The organism is Rhizobium sp. P40RR-XXII, assembly GCF_012641405.1.
Classification (GTDB): Bacteria; Pseudomonadota; Alphaproteobacteria; order Rhizobiales; family Rhizobiaceae; genus Rhizobium.
The window spans coordinates 214,110-236,583 of the sequence record NZ_JABAII010000001.1 but is presented as its reverse complement, the minus strand read 5'-3'; the positions used below and the strand labels follow the sequence as shown (position 1 = coordinate 236,583).

Here is a 22,474-nt window from a genome sequence, read left to right as displayed (position 1 = left end):
TGCGGTGACACGATGGCAAAAATGCCACACATGGTCGCCCTCTTCATACATGGTGAACGATGCACTAACAAGTGCTTTACGACGGGTAACAAAATATGCTTGCCTAAACGTTAAATCACCATTCATGCGGCGTTTTTTTGCGGGTCATCCGGGTCTATGCCGTAGTCCTTCAACTTCCGGTAGAGAGTTGAGCGGCCGATTCCGAGCTTTCTTGCCACTTGGCTCATCTGCCCGCGATAGAATTTCAGGGCAAATCGGATGAGTTCTTCCTCGACATCCGCCAGTTTTCTGACGTCGCCCGATATATTGGTGCTGACGATGACATTGTCGGAAGCGCTCTCTGAAGCATCCCCGCCCGCAAGAGAAGAGGTTGCAGCCGCGCCTTGAAGAAGGGGGCGTGCGGCCCGGTCCGCTCTCTCGGTTGCAATGGCTTCCGCGGCGTGCGCGTGCGAATTATCCACAACTAAGGTCGGATGCTCGGCCGCGAAATAGCCCGGCAACTGCGCGGAGATCTGCGGGAAATCCCTATCGAGCAACTCCGGTCCTTCGGACAGGACGACCGCGCGGAAGATCGCATTTTCGAGCTGGCGGATATTGCCCGGCCAGTCATAGGCCGTCAACAGCGCAAGGGCATCGTTGCTGATCCCGAGCGGATGATCGAGCTTCTGCTCCAGAGCGAACCGGTCCGCGAAGGCGCGTGCCAGGTGCGGAATATCTTCCTTGCGGCGGCGCAGGGCCGGCATGGTGATCGGGAAGACGTTGAGGCGATAGTAAAGGTCCTCGCGGAACCGCCCTGCCTTGACCTCTTCGATCAGATCCTTGTTGGTCGCCGAGATCAGCCGGACATTGACCTTCTGCGCGACGCGCGCGCCGACGGTCTCGATTTCGCCCTGCTGGACGGCGCGAAGCAGCTTGACCTGGACATCAAGCGGCAGGTCGCCGATCTCGTCGAGGAACAGCGTGCCGCCATCGGCTTCCATGAACTTGCCGACATGGCGCTCGGCAGCACCCGTAAAGGCGCCCTTCTCGTGACCGAAAAGAATGCTTTCGACCAGATTATGCGGAATGGCGCCGCAGTTGACCGTCACGAACGGCTTGCCGGCACGGTCGCTGGCGGCCTGGATGGCACGCGCGACCAATTCCTTGCCGACGCCGGATTCGCCTTCCAGCACGACCGGAATATTCGATTGCGCCGCACGATGGGCAAGGTCGATCACACGCATCATCGCCGGGCTTGCCGAGACGATGTCGTCGAAGGTGATGCTGCTCGAGCGCGACTTACGCCCGGCACGAGCCTTGGCCTCGCGCTGGTCGAGCTTCAGGGCGTTGGCGATCGATGCCGCGATACGCTCGGGCGATACCGGCTTGACGACGAAATCGAAGGCACCGGCCCGCATGGCCTGCACCACGGTGTCGATGCCGCCCTGCCCCGTCTGTACGATCACGGGCAGATCGATACCCATATCGTTCAGGGCGCCCAGGAACTCGATGCCGTTCATTTCCGGCATCATGAGATCAAGCACGATCACGCTGATCTGATCGCTGCTGCGCTTCAAAACTTCAAGGCCGAGACGGCCATTCTCTGCCAAATGGGCAACGTGTCCGTGCCGCTCGATGGCATTTTTCAGCAGACGTCGTTGAATCGGATCATCCTCGACAACGAGAATCTGCGCGCCCACCTTGGCGCTATTGTAAACGGTCATTGGTGCCTCACTTCATGCGAAACCTGAAGCGAACACTCGCAGAAAGGCTTGAACATGAAGTTTTGCCAAATCATTGCATTTTAATCATTATGACGAATGTAACATCGCTTATGTTTCAAGCGCCAACGCAGGAAAATCAGGCCTTGCAGCAGGCTTTCCAGCCGAATAGACACGAACGGACCGGACGGTCCGAACAAGAAAAGCAGAGGAAATATCGCCCATGAGCCCGACCTCTCTCCATCAATCCCTTAACTTCTCCGCGAGCCCGGCCGCCGGCCAGACGCTTGGTGACCTGCCAGCCTGGAAGCTCAGCGATCTCTATCCGTCCGCCACCTCGCAAGCCTTCCTCGATGATATGGAAAAGGCCGGCAGGATGGCGGTTGCCTTCGAGGAAAAGTGGAAGGGAAAGCTTACCGACGCCGCCGCCAAATCGGGCGATGCCGGTATCGGCGCTGCCATCAAGGAGTATGAGGCGCTTGACGACGTCATGGGCCGTCTCGGCTCGTTCGCCGGGCTCACCTACTTTTCCAATACGATCGATCCGAACAACGGCAAGCTCTATGGCGACGTCCAGACAAAGCTCACGGACTACTCCTCTCACCTGCTGTTCTTTGCGCTGGAACTGAACCGCATCGACGATGCTGTCATGGACGCCTGCATGGCTAACGACCCCGCCGCAGGCCACTATCGCCCGTGGATCGTCGACCTGCGCAAGGACAAGCCGCATCAGCTCGACGACAGGCTGGAGCAGCTGTTCCTGGAAAAATCCATGACGAGTGCCGCCGCCTTCAACCGTCTGTTCGACGAGACGATGGCTGAGCTGCGTTTCGACATCGACGGCGAGAAGCAGCCACTGGAAGTCGCCTTGAACATGTTGCAGGAACAGGATCCGGACGTGCGCCGCAAGGCGGCAATGGCGCTTGCCGAAACCTTCAAGGCCAATCTGCGCACCTTCACGCTCATCACCAATACGCTGGCCAAGGACAAGGAAATCGCCGACCGCTGGCGCGGCTTCGAGGATATCGCCGACAGCAGGCACCTGGCCAATCGCGTCGAGCGCGAGGTGGTGGATGCGCTGGCGGCTGCCGTGCGGGAGGCCTATCCGCGCCTCTCGCACCGCTATTACAAGATGAAAGCCAAGTGGCTCGGCATGGACCAGATGAATTTCTGGGACCGCAACGCGCCGCTGCCGGAAACGCCCAATGCACTGATCCCCTGGAGCGAGGCGAAAGACACGGTTCTTTCCGCCTACGGTAACTTCGCACCGGAAATGGCCGATATCGCCAAGCGCTTCTTCGATGAGGAATGGATCGATGCGCCGGTGCGCCCGGGCAAGGCGCCGGGCGCCTTCGCGCATCCGACCGTCCCGTCGGCCCACCCTTACGTTCTCGTCAACTATATGGGCAAGCCGCGCGATGTCATGACACTGGCGCACGAGCTCGGCCATGGCGTGCATCAGGTGCTGGCCGGCGGTCAGGGCGCGCTGATGTGCCAGACGCCGCTGACATTAGCTGAAACCGCCTCGGTCTTCGGCGAGATGCTGACCTTCCGCGCCCTGCTCGACAAGACCACCGACAAGCGCGAGCGCAAGGCCATGCTTGCCCAGAAGGTCGAGGACATGATCAATACGGTCGTGCGCCAGATCGCCTTCTATGAATTCGAGCGCAAGGTGCATACCGCCCGCAAGAATGGCGAGCTGACATCGGATAATATCGGCGAGCTGTGGCTCTCGGTACAGACGGACAGCTTGGGGCCGGCGATCAAGATCTCCGAGGGCTATGAGACCTATTGGGCCTATATCCCCCATTTCATCCACTCGCCTTTCTACGTCTATGCCTATGCCTTCGGCGATTGCCTCGTGAACTCGCTCTATGCGGTCTATCGCAATGCCGAAAAGGGTTTCCAGGACAAGTATTTCGAGCTGCTGAAGGCCGGCGGCACCAAGCATCACTCCGAACTCCTGAAGCCTTTCGGCCTCGACGCCACCGATCCGTCGTTCTGGAGCAAGGGACTGTCGATGATCGAAGGGCTGATCGACGAGCTGGAAGCGCTAGATAAGAACTGAAATTCCGCCTGCTGACAGGAGCAGCGGGCCAGGCACCTTCGCCATTGCAATGCCATCGGGCGTAGCCCCTCACCCTAGCCTCTCCCCGCTTGCGGGGAGAGGGAACCTATTCGGCATCAGCCGCACTGTTCCCGTTGAAATCATGGGGAAGTGGCTGCGGTAACTCCATCTCCCCGCTAGGGGGGGAGGGTTGGGGTGAGGGGCCATGCGCGAAGACGCGTCAGGCGCATTCATGCCTGAGATCGACTGAACAAAAGACTGGATAGAAATCCGCCCATGGCCGACGCCATACCCTACGTCCTCTTCAGGGACGACAGCACAGGACAGGTGATGATCTTTGCCGAACCGGCCGAGATCATCGTGGCCCATACGCGCGCGCAGTTCTTCGATGCCCTCGATAGGATGGAAGAAGCCAAGCGGCAGGGAAAGTGGCTTGCCGGATATGTGGCCTATGAAGCCGGCCATCTCTTCGAGGAAAAACTCGCATCTTTCGCCGAGGAGAACAGGGAAACGCCGCTTCTCTGCTTTGGCGTTTTCGATGCCCCCGCCGCCGATGATCATCCGCTTGGCCGGCCGGCACAGCGCCCGGAAAACCGGGAGTTCCTCACGGAGCCGAAAGCCGGCTGGAATTTCGAGATATATAAGGAGCGCTTCGACAGGCTGCATTGGCATCTGCGCCAGGGCGATTGCTATCAGGCGAACCTCACAATGCCGATCCATGCCCGCTGGAACGGCAATCCACGCGCCGCCTTCTGGTCGCTGATCGAACGGCAGCCGGTGAAATACGGCGCGCTTGTCGATCTCGGCGGACCGATCATCCTGTCGCGCTCGCCGGAGCTTTTCTTCCGTACGGACGAGGACGGCTGGATCGAGACGCATCCGATGAAGGGGACGGCCAAGCGCGGCAAGGATGCCGCCGAGGATAACGAGATCATCGCCGCCATGCTGGCCGACGAAAAGACGCAAGCCGAAAACCGCATGATCGTCGACCTGCTGCGCAACGATATCTCGCGCATCACCGAGGTCGGCACGCTCGCCGTCCCCAGGCTCTTCGAGATCGAGACCTATCCCACCCTGCATCAGATGGTCAGCCATGTGCAGGCCAAGCTGCTTTCCGGCATATCAATCCGCGATATCCTCGCAGCGCTCTTCCCCTGCGGCTCGATCACCGGCGCGCCGAAGATGCGGGCGATGGAAATCCTGCACGAACTCGAAGACACACCCCGCGACGCCTATTGCGGCGCGATCGGCATGATCTCGCCGACCGGCGCCATGCGCTTTTCCGTGGCGATCCGCACGATCACGCTTTTCGAAGACGGCCGCGCGGTGTTCAATGTCGGCGGAGGCATCGTCTTCGATTCGACGGCGGAAGCGGAATATGAGGAATGCCTCCTCAAGGCGCGTTTCGCCGTGGGGGACCGATGGATCAACCGATAGAGGATTTTTCCCTGATCGAGACGCTGCGCTACGAGCCGGAAACCGGCTTCGTCCGCCTGCGCCTGCATCTCGCCCGGGTGCAGCGCTCCGCCCGCCGGCTCAGCTTTTCAGCGCCGAAGAACGTGCTTGGAAAACTCGAGCAGGCTGTTGCCGGCGCAGCCGCACCCTTGCGAGTTCGGCTGACGCTGGATCGCGAAGGGCAGACGGCGGTGACGACGGCCCCCTTTGTCCCACTGCCGCCCGACACTGTCTGGCGGGTGCGCATCGCCGCGACCCGGCTCGATTCCGCCGACAAGCTGCTACGCGTCAAGACCACGCGCCGTGGCGTCTATGAAGCGGCTCGCGCCGAGTATCGACCCGATGAAGCAGACGAGGTGCTGCTGCTCAATGAGAAGGACGAGGTATGCGAGGGGACGATCACCTCGGTTTTCATCGAAGACGGTCCGGACGCATTGCGCACTCCACCGATTTCCGCCGGCCTGCTGGCGGGCGTCCTGCGCACGGAACTTATCTGCCAGCGCAAAGCTCGCGTCGGCCGCATCCGGCTCGACGATCTCAAAGACCGCACCCTTTACGTCGGAAACTCCCTGCGCGGCCTGATCCGCGCACAACTCCTATGGAATTGATTGAATGTTCATCCTCTCGCTCACCTATCTCAAGGGCAATGACGAAGCCGACAAGCATATGGAGCCGCACATGGCCTGGGTGAAGGAAGGCTATGCCAAGGGCTGGTTTCTGGCCTCCGGCCGCAAGGTGCCGCGCACCGGCGGCGTCATCCTCGCCCGCGGCGAGCGGACCGAGCTGGAAGCCTATGTTGCCGCCGACCCCTTTACCATTCATGGCGTCGCTGCTTACGAGGTTCAGGAAATCGCTTTCACCACCGTCGCCGATGGTTTCGAAGGCTTGAAAGCCTGATCGATGAGGGCGGCCACCGCAGCCCTATTCCCCTACGTCAGTGAAAACAAACCTTGAAGGCAACAAACTCGTCGCATATGGCGTGTATGTTGGTCTTCTTGACTTTGCCCGGCTAACCCTGAACAGCTCTTTATTGTGACATCAAATTATGATTAGAGCCGCTCATCTCGCGTTTTCGCGCCAACTCTGATTGAATTTCGCAAACCGAACGGCGTCCTGCCTTTCGAAGGAGAAAAGAATGACGGAAAAGAACTATCCGGTATATGCCGAAATTACCGGTCCGATCGTGATGATCGGCTTTGGCTCCATCGGTCGCGGCACCCTGCCCCTGATCGAGCGCCATTTCAAATTCGACAAAAGCCGGATGGTCGTCATCGACCCGCAGATGGACGCCGAGCACCTGGCGATCCTGGAAAAGCATGGCGTCCGTCACATCAAGGAATATGTCACCAGGGACAATTACAAGGATCTCTTGAAGCCGCTCCTGACGGAAGGCGGCGGCCAGGGCTTCTGCGTCAATCTTTCTGTCGACACCGGCTCGCTCGATTTGGTCAAGCTCTGCCGCAAGCTCGATGTGCTCTACATCGACACCGTCGTCGAACCCTGGCTCGGCTTCTATTTCGACAAAAGCCTGAAGAACGCCGACCGCACGAACTATGCGCTGCGTGAAACCATGCGCAAGGAAAAGGCGAAGAACCCCGGCGGCGCGACGGCCGTTTCCACCTGTGGCGCCAATCCGGGCATGGTCTCGTGGTTCGTCAAGCAGGCGCTTGTCAACCTCGCCAAAGATATCGACCTGAAGTTCGACGAGCCGGACCAGCATGACCGCGAAGGCTGGGCCAAGCTGATGAAGAAGGTCGGCGTCAAGGGCGTCCATATCGCCGAGCGCGACACGCAGCGCACCAAGCATCCGAAGCCGCTCAACGTCTTCTGGAACACTTGGTCGGTCGAAGGCTTCATCTCCGAAGGCCTGCAGCCGGCCGAACTCGGCTGGGGCACCCATGAAGAATGGATGCCGAAGAACGCCAAGAAGCACAAGAAGGGCTGCCAGGCCGCCATCTATCTGGAACAGCCGGGCGCCAACACCCGCGTCCGCACCTGGTGCCCGACCCCCGGCCCGCAATATGGCTTCCTCGTCACGCACAACGAGTCGATCTCGATCGCCGACTATTTCACCGTGCGCGACAAGGACGGCGAAGTGACCTTCCGCCCGACCTGCCATTACGCCTATCATCCGGCCAATGACGCCGTGCTTTCGCTGCACGAAATGTTCGGCAACGGCGGCACCGCGCAACCGGTCCATCACGTTCTCGACGAGGACGAGCTTGAGGACGGCATCGACGAACTCGGCGTGCTGCTCTACGGCCATGCCAAGAATGCCTACTGGTACGGCTCGCGCCTGTCTCTCGAAGAGACCCGCCGCATCGCCCCCTATCAGAACGCCACCGGCCTGCAGGTAACCTCGGCAGTGCTCGCCGGCATGGTCTGGGCGCTGGAAAACCCGACGGCCGGCGTCGTCGAGGCCGACGAAGTCGATTACAAGCGCTGCCTCGAAGTGCAGCTGCCCTACCTTGGTCCGGTCGAAGGCCACTACACGGACTGGACGCCGCTCGAAGGCCGTCCGGGCCTGTTCCCGGAAGACATCGACACCAAGGACCCCTGGCAGTTCCGCAACATTCTGGTTCGCTGAGAGTAACAGCGTTCGTCCAATACAATGCTTCAATGCCCGCACAGGTCGTGCGGGCATTTTTGTAACGCAAGCCAGATAAATCAAGCAGATCGGCGGCGAAGCCTTGCTTTAGCCCGATGGCCGCGTCATCTTCCTTGCAACCGATGCGCCTTTGGTCCGCCCTTATTCGCGGGAGACATTTATGAAGATAAGAACCTTGCTTGCCCTTGTTGCTGCCGCGTCAGCCCTGTCCGCCTGCGTCGATTTCGGCGGATCGAGGCCGCCGCCGATGGGAATGAACACCGGCGCCCAGCCGCGGATGAACGCGGTGGAAGGCAGCTGGGCCGATTCGAACGGCCTGAACTCGACCTTCAACGCCGGCCGCTTCGAAACGCACACCACGGACGGCACGAACCAGCAGATGGCCTCGGGAACCTACACGACCGATCCGTCGGGCACGATCCAAATCAATCTTTATTCGAACATCAAGCGCACGTCGTCGAAGGTGAATTGCTTCCTGGCCAATCCGAGCCAGCTCAATTGCACCTCCGAAACCGGTGGGCATTTCTCGCTCAATCGCCAAGGCTGACATGAGCCGGCTGGACGGATAAGGCATCATGCGCGGCGTGCTGATCCTTTATCTCGCTCTTATCGCAGCCTTCCCCGTCGCTGTTATGGCGACGGTTCTCCCCGTCAACACCTATCGGGCTCAGGGCTTCGCGGCGCTCGATTGCGACGGGCCGATCAGCGTCCTCTTCTTCGCCTTGCCGGCCTTGCTGATCTATGGTGCCGGCGCGATCCTCCTCTACCGGAAGCGGAAATGGCGCTTTCACCTCGCAGCTTCCCTTTGCTGCCTGCTCGTCTTCTGCGCCGTCGGCTGGAATGTCGCTGCGGCATTGCGGGAATCCTACGGCCCCGCCTCCGTCGAGGCATGCGCCTGATCCGGCGCCCCATTTCGCGCTTGTAAAAATCCTAATGAAGCCAACAGCTTTTGCTTGCACTCGCTTGCCCGTGATGAAAACATCGGCACGGGGGACCGCCACGGGGCACAGGCGGGCCGGATTGCGATGACCAACAGGAGAGACAGATGAAGCAGCCCTTCGGAGTGGGCCTTTTGGCCGCCACGCTGCTGGCGCTCAGCACCAGCGCCGCCTTCGCGGACTATCAGCTCAACATCCTGCATTTCAATGATTTCCATTCGCGCGTGGAATCGATCAACAAATTCGACGCGACCTGCTCGGCAGCCGAGGAGGCCAAGAACGAGTGTTTAGGCGGCGCAGCCCGGCTGAAGACTATCATCGACCAGCGCCGCGCCGCACTTGCCGGTCAAAATGTGCTTGTTCTCGATGCCGGCGACAATTTCCAGGGCTCGCTGTTCTACACCACTTACAAGGGTGCGGCCGAAGTCGAATTCCTCAACGACATGAAGATCGACGCCATGACGGTCGGCAATCACGAGTTCGACGATGGCGAAGGCCCGCTTGCAGCCTTCCTCGACAAGGCGCAGTTCCCGGTCGTAACCGCCAATCTGGTCGTCGCCGACCAGTCGAAGCTCGGCGAACGCATCAAGAAATCCATCGTGCTCGATGTCGGCGGCCAGAAGATCGGCATCGTCGGCGCCGTGACGAGCGAAACGCCGGAACTGGCCTCGCCCGGCCCGCATGTGAAGATCACCGACGATGCCGCCGCCATCAGCGCCGAGGTGGATGCGCTGAAGTCTCAGGGCATCAACAAGATCATCGCTCTCACCCATGTCGGCTATCCCCGCGATGTCGAGAAGATCGCCAAGATCGCCGGCGTCAGCGTCGTCGTCGGCGGCCATTCGCATACGCTCCTGTCGAATACCGACCCGAAGGCGGCCGGCCCCTATCCGACCATGGTCGACAATCCGGCGGGCTACAAGGTGCCTGTGGTACAGGCCGCCTCCTATGGCAAGTATCTCGGCGATCTCGTCGTCACCTTCGACGACAACGGCATCGTTAAGGATGCCAAGGGTGACCCGATCCTGCTCGATGCCTCCATCAAGCCCGATCCGGCGATCGCCGCCCGCGTGCAGGAGATGGCAAAGCCGATCGAGGAGCTGCGCAAGAAGATTATCGGCAGCTCGCAAGGGCCTATCGAAGGCGCGCGGGAAGTCTGCCGCGTTCAGGAATGCTCGATGGGCAATCTCGTCGCCGACGCAATGCTCGACCGCACCAGGACGCAAGGCATTACCATCGCCATCCAGAACGGCGGCGGCCTGCGTGCCTCCATCGGCGCCGGCGATGTCAGCATGGGCGACGTCCTGACCGTGCTGCCCTTCCAGAACACGGTCGCGACCTTCCAGCTGACCGGCGCGGAGGTAAAGGCGGCGCTGGAAAACGGCCTCAGCCAGATCGATGACGGCGCCGGCCGGTTTCCGCAGGTTGCCGGCCTCAAATACAGCTTCGACAAGTCGAAGCCGGCCGGTAGCCGCCTGCTGTCCGTCGACGTGCAGGAGGGCACGGAATTCAAGCCGATCGATCCCGAAAAAGCCTATGGTGTCGTCAGCAACAATTATATGCGCGCCGGCGGCGACGGCTATGCTGTTTTCGCCAAGGACGGCAAGAATGCCTATGATTTCGGCCCCAATCTGGAATCGGTGGTTGCCGACTATCTTGGCGCGCACAATCCCTACAAGCCCTATACGGACGGCCGCATAAGCCAGGTCGGCACTCCGGCCGTGGTGGCGCAGCCCGCGCCGGCAAAGCCCGCCGATGCGACACAGCAGGCCGCGCCCGAGCAAAAGCCGGCACCGGCCACCGATGGCGGCGCAGCCTCTTCCACGACGCCGCCGTCTGCCTCTTCGGCTCCTACCGTCACCGTGCCCAATACGACGATGCCGGCAAATTCGACGCCGATGCCATCCGCTCCGGCAAAGTCGGATCCGGCAGCGTCGACGCCCGCCACGGCGGCACCCACGGCCGAAACTCCGGCGGCTTCGACGCCCGCGGCGAGCGCTCCCGCGGTAACCGCTCAGGAGGCACCCGCGCCGGCAACTGCGGCCAGTGAACCGCCGAAGACACCGACGACGCATGTCGTCGTCGCCGGCGATACGCTCTGGGATATTGCCAAGAGCTACTATGGCAATGCCAATCACTGGCACAAGCTTCTGGCCGCCAATCGCAATATCAAGCCGCACCATCTCCCGGTCGGCGAAAAGTTGAGGATTCCGTCCAAGTAAGGACGATTTGTCTCGCATGAGAGAGCCGGTCCGGACTTCCGCGGGCCGGCTTTTTTTCCTATGTGAAGGGCTTCGTTTCTTGAGAGGGATTCAATCGATGACAGCAGACCTGACCACGCTTTCGCCCGGTCACCCCAGCGTGAAATACGGCAAGGTCGGCGTGCTGCTCGTTAATCTCGGAACGCCCGACGGCACCGACTACTCTTCCATGCGCCGCTACCTGCGCGAATTCCTGACCGACCGCCGCGTCATCGAGTGGTCGCGCTGGAAATGGTACCCGATCCTGTTCGGTATCGTGCTCAACACCCGGCCGCAGAAGGTCGGCAAGGCCTATGAGACGATCTGGAACAAGGAAAAGAACGAGAGCTTCCTGCGCACCTATACCCGCAACCAGTCGGACCTCATGGCGGCACGGCTGGCGGACCTGCCTGATGTCATCGTCGACTGGGCGATGCGCTACGGTACGCCATCGATCGGTGAGCGCATTCAAGCGTTGCAGGACAGCGGCTGCGACCGCATCGTGCTCTTCCCTCTCTATCCGCAATATGCGGCGGCAACGACCGCCACCGTCAACGACAAGGCTTTCGAGAAACTGGTGAAGATGCGCTGGCAGCCGGCCCTGCGCACCGTCCCGCAATATCACGACGACGAGACATATATCGAGGCGCTCGCCAATTCCGTGACCCGGCACCTGTCGGCTCTGGATTGGCAGCCGGAAAAGCTTATCGCATCCTTCCACGGCATTCCCATGTCCTATTTCAAGCTGGGTGATCCCTATTACTGTTTCTGTCAGAAGACCGGCCGTCTGCTGCGCGAGAAGCTAGGTCTTTCCGAAGATCAGTTCATGGTCACCTTCCAGTCACGCTTCGGCCCGGAGGAGTGGCTGCAGCCCTATACCGACAAGACCGTGGAAGAGCTTGCCAAAAGCGGCACCAGGCGCATCGCCGTTCTCAATCCGGGTTTCGTCTCCGACTGCCTGGAGACGCTGGAGGAAATCGCCGAGCAGGCGGCCGAATCCTTCCATCACAATGGCGGCGAGAAATTCACCCATATTCCCTGTCTCAACGACAGCGAAGACGGCATGAAAGTGCTGGAAAAGGTCGTGCGGCGTGAGCTGCTCGGCTGGGTGTAAGAGAGCCGCCGGGAGCAATTCCAGGAAAAGTGCTGAGCGGTTTCCCGTCCGGAATTGCGAGAAAACAAAGCGATAAAGCGGTTCAGAAATTGCGTGAAAAGCTGAACCGCTCGAAGCCTATTGCAGCTGTGGCTTCTTGAGGAAGCTGCTGCGATCGGCCGACTTGATGCGCAGCCAGGCCTCGCGGCCATCGCGCAGCACCCGCATGGGAATCTCGGCGCCGGCCGGCCCGCTCTCCCATATCTTGCGATAGAAATCGGCGAGCCCATCGACTTCCCCGTCGCGGATCTCCGAAATGACGTCGCCCCGGCGCAATCCCGCCTTGGCCGCCGGGCCGCCCTCGGTGACGCTCATGACAACGACCTCGCCGTTGCTTTCGGCCGAGAAGGCACCGAGCCAGGGCCGTGGCGGCTTGCTGACCCGCCCGCGCTTGATGAGATCCTCCAGGATCGGCAAAAGCAGGTTGATCGGCACGATCATGTTGATGTCGGCGCTATCGCCGTTCTCTGTTGCCATCTGCAAATGCAGCGAGCCGACACCGAGAAGCTTGCCATCTTCGCTGAGAAGGGCTGCGCCACCCCATGAGGGATGCGCCGGCGCAACGAAGATCGCCTCATCGACCAAATATTCCCAATAGCCGGCAAACTCCTGCTTGGCGACGATCTTCGCCTCGACGAATTGGCCGATTCCGTCAGCCACGACGACCGCATCGCCGATCTCGGCCTTGTCCGCGTCGCCGAATTCCAGGGCGGGCACGTCGAGCGGGCCGAGCGCCTGCACCAGACCGAATCCGGTTTCCTGATCGTAAGCCAGGGCATGACCAGGCACGACGCGGCCGCTATTGGTCGTCAGCCAGACATTATCGGCTTCCGTAATCAGATAGCCGATGGTCAAGACGAGCCCGTTGCCCCGGATGACCACGCCGCTGCCTTCCCTGCGGGTGCCAAGTGTTGCCGCTGTGAAAGCATCTTCCGGAATTGAGGCGTGTACGGCCACGACCGACCGCAAGGTCCTATCGATATTCATAGCTCCACCCTGATGATGCGCGATGACTTGGCTCGAAAGGCTGCGGAGCAGCGGAGCCAGAAATTTCTACAATAAAGTATGAAGATCAACCGCCGGAAGCAAGACCCGGTCGCGATTGATTGATGGGGGCTCGCTAAAACCTTCCCCTTCGACGCCCATTCCTCACTTGCCGAGAACATGCTAACCCACCACATCTGATTGAGCTGCCGCCTCGTATGCTCGACCGAGCTATTGGAGGCAGAACGGCGGCGATTGACGCGACGCGGTTCCGCTGCAGACGGGCGCGCCCATGGAGGAATTTGATGGTAGTCGGTGGTTTCAGCATCGTTGTGATTGCCCTGATCGTCCTGGTCATCCTGGTGCTGTTCGCAGGGATCAAGACTGTGCCGCAGGGCTATCGGTACACGGTCCAGCGTTTCGGCCGCTATATCCGCACGCTGGAGCCGGGGCTCAATCTGATCGTGCCCTTCATCGAAACGATCGGTATGCGGATGAACGTGATGGAGCAGGTGTTGGCCGTGCCCACGCAAGAGGTCATCACCAAGGACAATGCCAGCATCTCCGCCGATGCGGTGGCCTTCTTCCAGGTTCTGAACGCAGCGCAGGCCGCCTATCAGATCACCAATCTCGAAAGCGCGATCCTCAATCTCACGAAGACCAACATCCGTTCGGTCATGGGCTCGATGGATCTGGACGAACTTCTGTCCAATCGCGATGCCATCAACGAGCGGCTGCTGCGGGTGGTTGACGAGGCCGTAGAACCTTGGGGCATCAAGGTAACGCGCGTGGAAATCAAGGATATCCAGCCGCCGAAGGATCTCGTGGACGCCATGGGCCGGCAGATGAAGGCCGAGCGCGAAAAGCGCGCTCAGGTCCTGGAGGCGGAGGGCCTTCGCAATGCGCAGATCCTGCGCGCCGAGGGCGCCAAGCAGGCAGCCGTGCTGCAGGCGGAGGGCCAGCGCGAGGCGGCGTTCCGCAATGCCGAGGCGCGCGAGCGTCTCGCCGAGGCCGAAGCGAAAGCGACCCGCGTGGTGTCCGAGGCCATCGCCGAGGGCAATGTGCAGGCGATCAATTACTTCATCGCGCAGAAGTACACCGAAGCCCTGACCGCAATCGGTTCCGCCGGCAATTCGAAGATCGTCCTGATGCCGATGGAGGCCAGCTCCATCATCGGTTCGCTCGGCGGCATCGGCGCCATCGCCCGCGAAGTCTTCGGCGACAACGGCGACGGCAATGGCGCTCCGCAACCTTCCCGGCCGCGGTCGGGCACGGTTCGCACCACGCCTTCCGTCAATCCGCTGCCACCTCGGGAGAGCTGAGATGTTCGACAATCTTGTCGTGGAACTCGGCCCCTGGAGCTGGTGGCTGTTCGGATTGGTGCTGCTCGCCGCCGAGCTGGTCCTGCCGGGTTTCTTCCTGGTGTGGGTCGGCCTGGCGGGCATCATCGTCGGCGCCTTGTCCCTGCTCTTCTGGGATAGCGCCTTCTGGGCCTGGCAGGTGCAGGGGCTCGTCTTCGCGGCCACGGCGGTGATCGTCACCCTGATTGGGCGACGCTATCTCTACAACAACAACCAGGTTACGGACGAGCCGTTCCTGAACCAGCGCGGCGCCAGCCTGGTTGGGCGCACGGCAACCCTCGACCAGCCGATCACCGAAGGCCGGGGACGCATTCGCTTGAACGATACGTATTGGACGGTCAGCGGGCCGGACTTGCCTATCGGCACCCGCGTCAAGGTCGTCGCCAGCAACGGCCGCGACCTCACGGTCGAACCCGTCTGATCAGGCGACACCGATCCGCAGTAGATCGTGGAAATGCACGATCCCGACCGGGTGGCGCGTATCGTCAATCACGATGAGCGCCGAAATATTGTGACGATTGAGCACGGCCATGGCGCTTGTGGCCAGCGTCGTTTCTTTGACGGTCTTCGGATTGCGGGTCATCACCTCGTCCACGCGCATTTCGGCAAGGCTGGTGCCGAGATTGCGGGCGATGTCGCCGTCGGTGACGATACCGCACAGGCAACCGTTGTCATCGATCACGCCGACACAGCCGAAGCGCATTCGCGAAAGGGTCATCGCCGCTTCCGGCATGCCGGTGCCGAGCTTGACCAGGGGCACACGATCGCCCTTGTGCATGATATCGGCGACATGCGACAGGCTCGCGCCCAGCTTGCCGCCCGGATGGAAGGTGCGGAAATCCTCGGCTGTGAAGCCCCTCGCTTCCAGCAGCGCCACGGTCAACGCATCGCCGATAGCGAGCTGCAGCAGCGTCGATGTCGTCGGCGCCAGCCCATGCGGGCAGGCTTCCTGCTCCTTCGGCAGCAGGAGGACCACGTCCGACTCGCGTGCAAGGGTGGAGGTCTCGCCTGATGTAATGGCGATCATCGGGATCGAGAAGCGGCGGGAATAGCTGATGATGCCGCGCAACTCCGCGCTTTCGCCACCCCAGGAGATCGCGATGATGACATCATCCTGCGTGATCATGCCGAGATCGCCGTGATTGGCCTCGACCGGATGCACGAAGAAAGCCGGGGTTCCGGTGGAGGCCAGGCTGGCGGCGAGCTTGTTGCCGATATGGCCGCTCTTGCCGACGCCGGTGATGACGACACGGCCGGTGATATCGCCGATGATCTCCACCGCGCGGCTGAAGGGCTCGGCCAGGCCATTGGTCAGCGCGCGTTCTAGCGCCTCCATGCCCCGCCTCTCGGTCTCGATCGTTCGTATGGCGGATTCGATCGCGCCGTTCTCGATGAGTCTTACAGCTCTCTTATTCATGAGGGAGGCCTAACGCTTTTCTCCAAATCTGTCCACAGAAGATCGACTTATGGCCATGGCGCCGGCCGCCATGCCATATCGATAATATTGCCGATCCGCATCCGCGCGCGGCCCTTTGGCAACCAAGCGTTAACCACGCGGCTTTACACTTGGGTAAGAATTTTAAGACATTTCCAGCAGGGTCAGACATAAATAAAATGAACATCGGCAAGGATAAGGCGGGTCATGATGCCCTCCGGCTGACGGCACGGGCGACCTCCGCCGTGCTCGGCTGGGGTATCGCATTCGCCGCGCCGATGTCGGTCTACGCGCAATCGCTCTCGCCCGGCCAGAACCTCGACGATACCCTGCCTGCATCGACATTGGCATCCCCGACTGATCCGACGACCACCTCCACAGGCGGTGCGCAAGCGGTCCAACCGACGAACCCGGCGTCCGCCGGCACGTCGAATAGCGACGCACCGCCGAACATGCGCCTCCGCCTTGACGGCGTCGATCCCATCACCACGGGCTCCACGCTCGATAACGACCTGCGCCGCGTCAACCTGGCGGAACCAACCGTCGACGGATTGAAGGCACGTCAGTATCCGGATCGCGCCGATGTCCAGGGCATACCGCTCGGCACCTTCACCCTGCGCCCTTCCGTCAATCAGTCGATCAATGTCGAGCGGGATCGCACCGGCTCCACTGAGAACAACCGCACTTTCCTGCAGACGGATCTGCGCAGCACCGTGACCTCGGATTGGGACCGTCATGCCCTGACCGTTACCGGCGAGGGCGTCTGGCAAAAGAATCTCAGCGGCACGAGTGAAGAAAAGCCGACCATCAACCTGAACGCCGACCTGCGGCTCGATCTCCCCGCCGATACCACCGCGCATATCACCGCCGGCTATCAGTTCTACCGCGAGGACACGAGCGACCCGAACGCGATCGCCGGCGCCTCGAAGCAATCGGCCGTCAACCAGTTTACAACAGGACTTTCGCTGGAACGCGACTTCGGCCTGCTGCGCGGCACGACGGCACTGGCACTGACGCGCACGGTCTATTCCGATGCCGTACTTTCCGACGGAACCAAGGTCACGCTCAGCGACCGCGACCAGACGGCCGGCACCTGGCGCGGGCGTATCGGCTACGAGCTCTCGCCCGCCATCATTCCCTTCGTGGAAGTCGATCTCGGCCGAGCTGTCTACGACCAGACCCGCGACAGCAACGGCTATGCCCGCTCGAACCAGAGCTATGGCGGCAAGGGTGGCGTCGAATTCGACCTCGGCGAAAAGTTCAAGGGCGAACTCGGCTTCGGCTATCAGCACACCCAATTCGACGATTCGCGCCTGGCGTCCGTGGACTCGCCGACGATCGACGGCAATCTCGCCTGGTCGCCGCAGCGCGGTACGGATATCAGCATCGGCCTTTCGACCACGGTCCAGCCCTCCACCACGGCCGGCCTCAGTGGCTATACCGCCTACCAGCTCACGAGCACCGTAAGCCGTCAGCTGCGCGACGACTTGACCGCCAAGGTGACGAGCGGAACGATCTGGCGCAACTATCCTTCCAACGGCAACGCCTCCGACGAAACCGAATACGGCACGGCTTTCGGCCTAACCTGGGGGATCAACCGCTACCTCGATCTGACCAGCAATATCGGCTATCAACTGACCACAAGAGATGTTGGCGACAGCACCCACCAACTCCAGGCCGGTGTCGGCCTGACGGTAAAGCGCTGACCCAGAGCATTTCCGCTTTTCTTCGAATCGCAAAAACGCTCCATCTTCTTATTTCCGAACGCATTCCGGACGGAAAACCGCTGCGCACTTTTCCTGGAAATGCTCCAAAGCTCCATTCCGGACCGTGAAGTTTTGTCAGCGCAAACGAAATGAGGCCCGGAAGACCGGGCCTCGATGCTTTGCCTGCGAAGATCGCAAGCGCCTATTTCAGGGCTTCGACCAGCGCCTTCAGCTCATTTTCTATGGTCGGGCGGATATCCGCGCGCGCCAGCGAGAAGGCGACGTTGGCGAGGATGAAGCCATCCTTTGCGCCGCAGTCGAAGGTCTGGCCCTCAAAGTGATAGCCGGCGAAATCCTGCGTCTGCGCGAGCTTCAGCATGCCGTCGGTCAGCTGGATCTCGTTGCCGGCGCCGCGCTCCTGGCTTTCAAGGATACGGAAAATCTCCGGCTGCAGGATATAGCGGCCGTTGATGAAGAAGTTGGACGGAGCCGTTCCCTTGGCCGGCTTTTCGACCATCTCGGTGATGCGGAAGCCGTTGCCGATCGTCTCGCCGACACCGACGATACCGTATTTATGGGTCTGATCCGGCGCGCATTCCTCGACGGCGATGACGTTGCCGCCGCTATGCTCGTAAAGCTCGATCATGCCCTTCATGCAGCCCTTTTCGCCGCGCATGACCATGTCGGGCAATAGCAGCGCGAAGGGTTCGTCGCCGACGATCTCGCGGGCGCACCAGACGGCGTGACCAAGGCCGAGCGGCTCCTGCTGACGCGTGAAGCTCGCCGTGCCTGCCTTCGGCAGCAGGCCGTTCAGCAGCGACAGTTCGGCATTCTTGTTGCGCTGGCGCAGCGTATGCTCGAGCTCGAACTGGATATCGAAATAATCTTCGATGACGTGCTTGCTGCGCCCCGTCACGAACACGAAATGCTCGATGCCCGCTTCCATCGCCTCGTCGACGACGTATTGGATCACAGGCTTGTCCACGACAGTCAGCATTTCCTTCGGCACCGCCTTGGTCGCCGGCAAGAACCGCGTCCCTAATCCGGCAACCGGAAATACCGCCTTACGCACCTTCTTATGCTGTCCCACTCATACCTCCTGGGCATTAAAATGCTGGCGCCAAGCCATTCGAAACGTCAGTAGATTAAATTTGCTACTGTTTTGCAAATAATGACTGGCCCTCACTTCCATGGTAAAGAATTTGTTGACTTCGTTCCTTTAGTGTCACGCTTGGGCGAACGCTATTTGCTTCGCCGCACCGAAATCCAACGCTTGATGGACCAGGCTGTAGATGACCGCAAACCGCAAACACTCCCTTCGTGGTCTCGCTTTGGCGCTCGCGCTCGGCGCCTTTGCGGGATTCTTCCCCGTTAACGCCAATGCCGACCCTGGGTTCCAGAAATGGATCGCGGGCTTCTACGCTACCGCTGCAAAGAGCGGCATTACACAATCGACCTATCGCGATGCATTTGCCGGCGTGACGGACCCAGACCCCACGGTCCTCGAAAAAGCGCAGTACCAACCGGAATTCAAGTCCCAAATCTGGGACTACCTCGACTCCCGTGTCAATCCCTATACCGTGGATATTGGCCGGAAGATGGCGGTCAAATACGCATCCACGCTGCGCGCGCTCGAGCAGCGCTTCGGCGTCGACAGAAACATCATGCTGGCGATCTGGTCGATGGAATCGAACTATGGCGCCGTGCTGGCCAAGAACGACCGGCTGCATTATGTACCCCGCGCGCTGGCGACGCTCGCCTATGCCGATCCCAAGCGGGCCAATTATGCCAAGAAGCAGCTCGTCGCCGCGCTGAAAATCCTGCAGAAGGGCGATATCTCGCGCAAGGAGCTGAACGGCTCCTGGGCCGGCGCCATGGGCCACACGCAATTCATCCCGAGCAGCTACCTGCTCTATGCCGTGGACGCCGACGGCAGCGGCCATCCAGACATCTGGAACTCCATTCCGGATGCCTTGGCGACCACGGCCAATCTGCTTGCCAAAAACGGCTGGGATACCGGGCGCACATGGGGCTATGAAGTTGTCGTACCGCCAGGCGGCAACTCACAGGCCGGCAAGACCCATACGATTGCGCAATGGGCCGCCCTCGGCTTCGTCCGTCCCAATGGCAAGGGTTTCCGCCAGACCTCCGACCGCGCCCAGCTGAAGATGCCGGGCGGCCCGGATGGCCCCGGTTTCCTGATGACCGGCAACTTCTTCACCGTCAAGCGCTACAACGCCTCCGACAGCTATGCACTGGCCGTCGGCTTGCTTGCGGATCAGATCGCCGGCTTTGGCGGCATGCAGCAATCCTGGCCGCGCCCGAGCGGTACGCTCGACGTCAAGCAGAAATTCGAGCTGCAGACGCGCCTGAAGGAGCTCGGCTATTATGACGGCGTCGTCGACGGCAATTTCGGATCGGGCTCCAAGGCTGCGATATCCGCCGTTCAGGAACGCATGGGCATGGATGCGGATGGCGAGCCCTCGATGGGCCTGCTGAAGGCATTGCGCAAGTAGGCCGCATAGAACGAATCCGCGATCGCCGGACGAGAAAATTGTCCTCATGCGACAGCGGGGCGTGAGCGGAAAAGAAGCTATGATAAAACGACCTGCCCGCGCGACCATGGCAACAATAAGGGTTGTCCTTACGGCATTTCTTGCGGCCGTCATCATGTTTGGCTGCCTGTCGAGCGCAGCCGAAGCGCAGGAGCGACCGCGCAGAAACCTGCTCGATATGCTGTTCGGCACCCGCGAGCCCGACTATCCCGATCAGTCCGCCGAGCAGCCGCCTCCACGGCGAAAGGTCCAGCCGCGCAAGCGGCCGACCCCGCCACCCCGCCAGGCGGTCGTGCAGCCGGAAACGCCGGCCCCGGCGGAAAAACTTACCGATGCCAAAACCATCCTCGTTGTCGGAGACTTCCTGGCAAGTGGCTTGGCGGCCGGACTGGAGGATGCTTTCTCCACCTCCCCCGGCGTCCTCATCCAGGCGCGCGGCAACGTCGCTTCCGGCCTCGTCCGGCAGGATTATTACAACTGGCCGCAGCAACTGCCCGGGATGATCGATCAGTTGAAGCCTGCCATGGTCGTCGTCATGATCGGCGCCAACGACCGCCAGCAAATGATCGGCGACGGGCTCAACGAAAAATATGGCACCGATCCGTGGTTCCTCGCCTACGAAGAGCGCGTGCAGCAATTCGCCAAGCTGGTGACGAGCCGGCATATCCCGCTGCTCTGGGTAGGGCTGCCCTCTTTCGGATCGGACCAGTTGAGCGCCGGTGCGGTCAAACTCAATCAGATCTACCAGAGCCAGATGACCAGCGTCGGCGGCGAGTTCATCGACATATGGGACGGATTTACCGACCAGAACGGCGAGTTCATCGTCACCGGCTCCGACATGAACGGCCAGCAGGTTCGATTGAGAACGGCAGATGGCGTCAACCTGACGGTGGCCGGCAAGCGCAAGGTCGCCTTCTATGTCGAGAAGCCGGCGCGCCGGATATTGGGAGATCAGGCGAGCCCAGACATCACCCGCCTCGACACGGGCAATCCGCTGCCGGCACAGCAAGCGAACCTGCCCGCAACGGAGATGGAAAAAATAACCCGGACGCAGCCGATAAGCCTTTCCGATCCCGATCTCGACGGCGGCTCGCAGCTTCTAGGCGGCGCACCCGCTCCCGCCGTGACGACGCCCTCGCCACGCGATCTGCTTGTCGACAAGGGCCGAATGGATCCGGCGCCGGCCGGCCGCGTGGACGACTACCGGTTGCCTGGATCGGTGGCGCGATAGATGCGCGGGAGCGGTTTGACAAGCTCGCAGGCCGCCAATAGAAGAACCGCATGAGCACGAACAGCGCAGATCATATCGATCGTAACCGCACCTGCCCGCAGGCTGTGGTTTTGCGCGCTTTCTCCGGCCGAGGTCTCGGCGTCCAGTCGTGACGGCCGGAGCGATCAGCATGTCCGGCGGCTGCTGGACGTAAAGCCCTCGCCTCAAAACATCAACGTTGCCCATGGAGAATGGCACGTGCTCAATATCTATAACGTCAATTCGCTCGTTCATTGGGAAGAGCGGGACATCAAGTTGCGCGACGACTTCATCCGGTTCTTTTCCGATGAGGTCGCACGATTTCTGCGATCCGAAAACCAAGCCTGGGATATCCGCAGGGTCGAGGCGCCGACCCTCATGCCTCGAAGCCTCGTCTCGGATGCCTATTCCAACTCAGACATATGGGTGCAGGAGCTGGTATCGAAGACCGAGGCCGAACTTGTGCTTCGGCCCGAAACGACACCGTCGACCTATGTCTATATGCAGCACCTTCTCAGAAATCATTCGAGAACGCGGTTGCCCCTATGCGTCTGGCAGGCCGGAAAATCCTATCGCCGCGAACAGGACCAGCCGAGCAAGCATGTGCGCCTCAAGGAATTCTGGCAGCTTGAATTCCAATGCGCGTTTGCCGCCGACAGCGGCAATGATTATCACAGCGCCTCGCTGGAACCGGTCCGCCGGATGATCGCTTCCGTGATCCATCTGCCGACGCGGATCGTGCCGTCCGATCGCCTCCCGGCCTATTCGGAGATCACCATGGATATCGAGGTCGACAACGGCGACAAATGGATGGAGGTCTGCTCGATTTCGAGACGCACGGACTTTCCACAGCGCTACCGCAGTCAGCCGAAGAAGGGACCGGCTGCAGACCACGACGTCGCAGTGCTGGAAATCGCCATCGGTCTCGACCGCTGCGTCTACAACTGGAATATCGCCGCAAACCGATGAAAACAAAGGAGGCCGGGTTCATCGCGAACCCGGCCTCGGATAGTTTGCACCAA

General features: G+C 60.9%; 18 protein-coding genes and 2 pseudogenes. 15 read left to right on the top strand and 5 right to left on the bottom strand.

Annotated elements, in window-relative coordinates:
- Positions 1 to 122: 122 nt before the first annotated feature.
- A pseudogene (locus tag HGP16_RS34640) lies at positions 123 to 335 on the bottom strand (helix-turn-helix domain-containing protein); the annotation flags it as partial.
- A 116-nt stretch (positions 336 to 451) separates the two neighbouring features.
- A pseudogene (locus tag HGP16_RS01085) lies at positions 452 to 1,703 on the bottom strand (sigma-54-dependent transcriptional regulator); the annotation flags it as partial.
- A gap of 220 nt (positions 1,704 to 1,923) precedes the next feature.
- On the opposite strand from HGP16_RS01085, the gene HGP16_RS01080 reads away from it, so the two are divergent.
- The 9 genes from HGP16_RS01080 to hemH all read left to right on the top strand — a co-directional run bounded on the left by HGP16_RS01080 (position 1,924) and on the right by hemH (position 12,123).
- A complete protein-coding gene (locus HGP16_RS01080; protein WP_168838183.1) occupies positions 1,924 to 3,768 on the top strand; it encodes a M3 family oligoendopeptidase in 1,845 nt (614 codons plus the stop codon).
- A gap of 276 nt (positions 3,769 to 4,044) precedes the next feature.
- The gene (locus HGP16_RS01075) at positions 4,045 to 5,205 is read left to right on the top strand and encodes an aminodeoxychorismate synthase component I (protein ID WP_168838182.1); all 1,161 of its coding nucleotides are present in this window, start codon (positions 4,045 to 4,047) and stop codon (positions 5,203 to 5,205) included.
- Positions 5,190 to 5,831 carry an aminotransferase class IV family protein gene (locus HGP16_RS01070; RefSeq protein WP_168838181.1) on the top strand — a complete coding sequence of 214 codons (642 nt, stop codon included), beginning with the start codon at positions 5,190 to 5,192 and terminating at the stop codon, positions 5,829 to 5,831. Before HGP16_RS01075 ends, HGP16_RS01070 begins: the two co-directional genes overlap by 16 nt.
- Before the next feature lie 4 nt (positions 5,832 to 5,835).
- Positions 5,836 to 6,120: a YciI family protein gene (locus HGP16_RS01065; RefSeq protein WP_168838180.1), complete on the top strand. Its 285-nt coding sequence runs from the start codon at positions 5,836 to 5,838 to the stop codon at positions 6,118 to 6,120.
- A gap of 238 nt (positions 6,121 to 6,358) precedes the next feature.
- Positions 6,359 to 7,810 carry a homospermidine synthase gene (locus HGP16_RS01060; protein ID WP_168838179.1) on the top strand — a complete coding sequence of 484 codons (1,452 nt, stop codon included), beginning with the start codon at positions 6,359 to 6,361 and terminating at the stop codon, positions 7,808 to 7,810.
- Between the two features lie 181 nt (positions 7,811 to 7,991).
- Complete coding sequence (locus HGP16_RS01055) at positions 7,992 to 8,378, top strand: hypothetical protein (RefSeq protein WP_168838178.1); 387 nt, start codon at positions 7,992 to 7,994, stop codon at positions 8,376 to 8,378.
- Positions 8,379 to 8,406: 28 nt separating this feature from the next.
- Positions 8,407 to 8,730 (top strand): hypothetical protein, encoded by a 324-nt coding sequence (locus HGP16_RS01050; protein ID WP_168838177.1) that lies wholly within the window; start codon positions 8,407 to 8,409, stop codon positions 8,728 to 8,730.
- Between the two features lie 146 nt (positions 8,731 to 8,876).
- A complete protein-coding gene (locus HGP16_RS01045) occupies positions 8,877 to 10,991 on the top strand; it encodes a 5'-nucleotidase C-terminal domain-containing protein (protein WP_168838176.1) in 2,115 nt (704 codons plus the stop codon).
- Between the two features lie 97 nt (positions 10,992 to 11,088).
- Positions 11,089 to 12,123: a ferrochelatase gene (hemH, locus tag HGP16_RS01040; RefSeq protein WP_168838175.1), complete on the top strand. Its 1,035-nt coding sequence runs from the start codon at positions 11,089 to 11,091 to the stop codon at positions 12,121 to 12,123.
- A gap of 117 nt (positions 12,124 to 12,240) precedes the next feature.
- Here the strand turns inward: hemH and HGP16_RS01035 are convergent, their stop codons facing one another.
- A complete protein-coding gene (locus HGP16_RS01035) occupies positions 12,241 to 13,149 on the bottom strand; it encodes a S1C family serine protease (protein ID WP_168838174.1) in 909 nt (302 codons plus the stop codon).
- Positions 13,150 to 13,451: 302 nt separating this feature from the next.
- On the opposite strand from HGP16_RS01035, the gene HGP16_RS01030 reads away from it, so the two are divergent.
- Positions 13,452 to 14,468 carry an SPFH domain-containing protein gene (locus HGP16_RS01030; protein ID WP_168838173.1) on the top strand — a complete coding sequence of 339 codons (1,017 nt, stop codon included), beginning with the start codon at positions 13,452 to 13,454 and terminating at the stop codon, positions 14,466 to 14,468.
- Position 14,469: 1 nt separating this feature from the next.
- Positions 14,470 to 14,928, top strand: coding sequence for an NfeD family protein (locus HGP16_RS01025; protein ID WP_168838172.1), 459 nt, complete (start codon positions 14,470 to 14,472; stop codon positions 14,926 to 14,928).
- Here HGP16_RS01025 and HGP16_RS01020 read toward each other — a convergent pair whose 3' ends face one another.
- Entirely contained in the window at positions 14,929 to 15,924 is a 996-nt protein-coding gene (locus HGP16_RS01020; protein WP_168838171.1) for an SIS domain-containing protein, read from the bottom strand.
- Between the two features lie 197 nt (positions 15,925 to 16,121).
- On the opposite strand from HGP16_RS01020, the gene HGP16_RS01015 reads away from it, so the two are divergent.
- Entirely contained in the window at positions 16,122 to 17,648 is a 1,527-nt protein-coding gene (locus HGP16_RS01015) for an outer membrane beta-barrel protein (RefSeq protein ID WP_168838170.1), read from the top strand.
- Positions 17,649 to 17,850: 202 nt separating this feature from the next.
- Here HGP16_RS01015 and galU read toward each other — a convergent pair whose 3' ends face one another.
- Entirely contained in the window at positions 17,851 to 18,738 is an 888-nt protein-coding gene (galU, locus tag HGP16_RS01010) for a UTP--glucose-1-phosphate uridylyltransferase GalU (RefSeq protein ID WP_168838169.1), read from the bottom strand.
- 202 nt (positions 18,739 to 18,940) lie between these two features.
- On the opposite strand from galU, the gene HGP16_RS01005 reads away from it, so the two are divergent.
- From HGP16_RS01005 to HGP16_RS00995, 3 genes are all read left to right on the top strand, one after another.
- Positions 18,941 to 20,164: a lytic murein transglycosylase gene (locus tag HGP16_RS01005; protein ID WP_168838168.1), complete on the top strand. Its 1,224-nt coding sequence runs from the start codon at positions 18,941 to 18,943 to the stop codon at positions 20,162 to 20,164.
- Between the two features lie 79 nt (positions 20,165 to 20,243).
- The gene (locus tag HGP16_RS01000; RefSeq protein WP_168838167.1) at positions 20,244 to 21,434 is read left to right on the top strand and encodes a DUF459 domain-containing protein; all 1,191 of its coding nucleotides are present in this window, start codon (positions 20,244 to 20,246) and stop codon (positions 21,432 to 21,434) included.
- A 237-nt stretch (positions 21,435 to 21,671) separates the two neighbouring features.
- Positions 21,672 to 22,421 (top strand): aminoacyl--tRNA ligase-related protein, encoded by a 750-nt coding sequence (locus HGP16_RS00995; RefSeq protein ID WP_168838166.1) that lies wholly within the window; start codon positions 21,672 to 21,674, stop codon positions 22,419 to 22,421.
- Positions 22,422 to 22,474 lie beyond the last annotated feature (53 nt).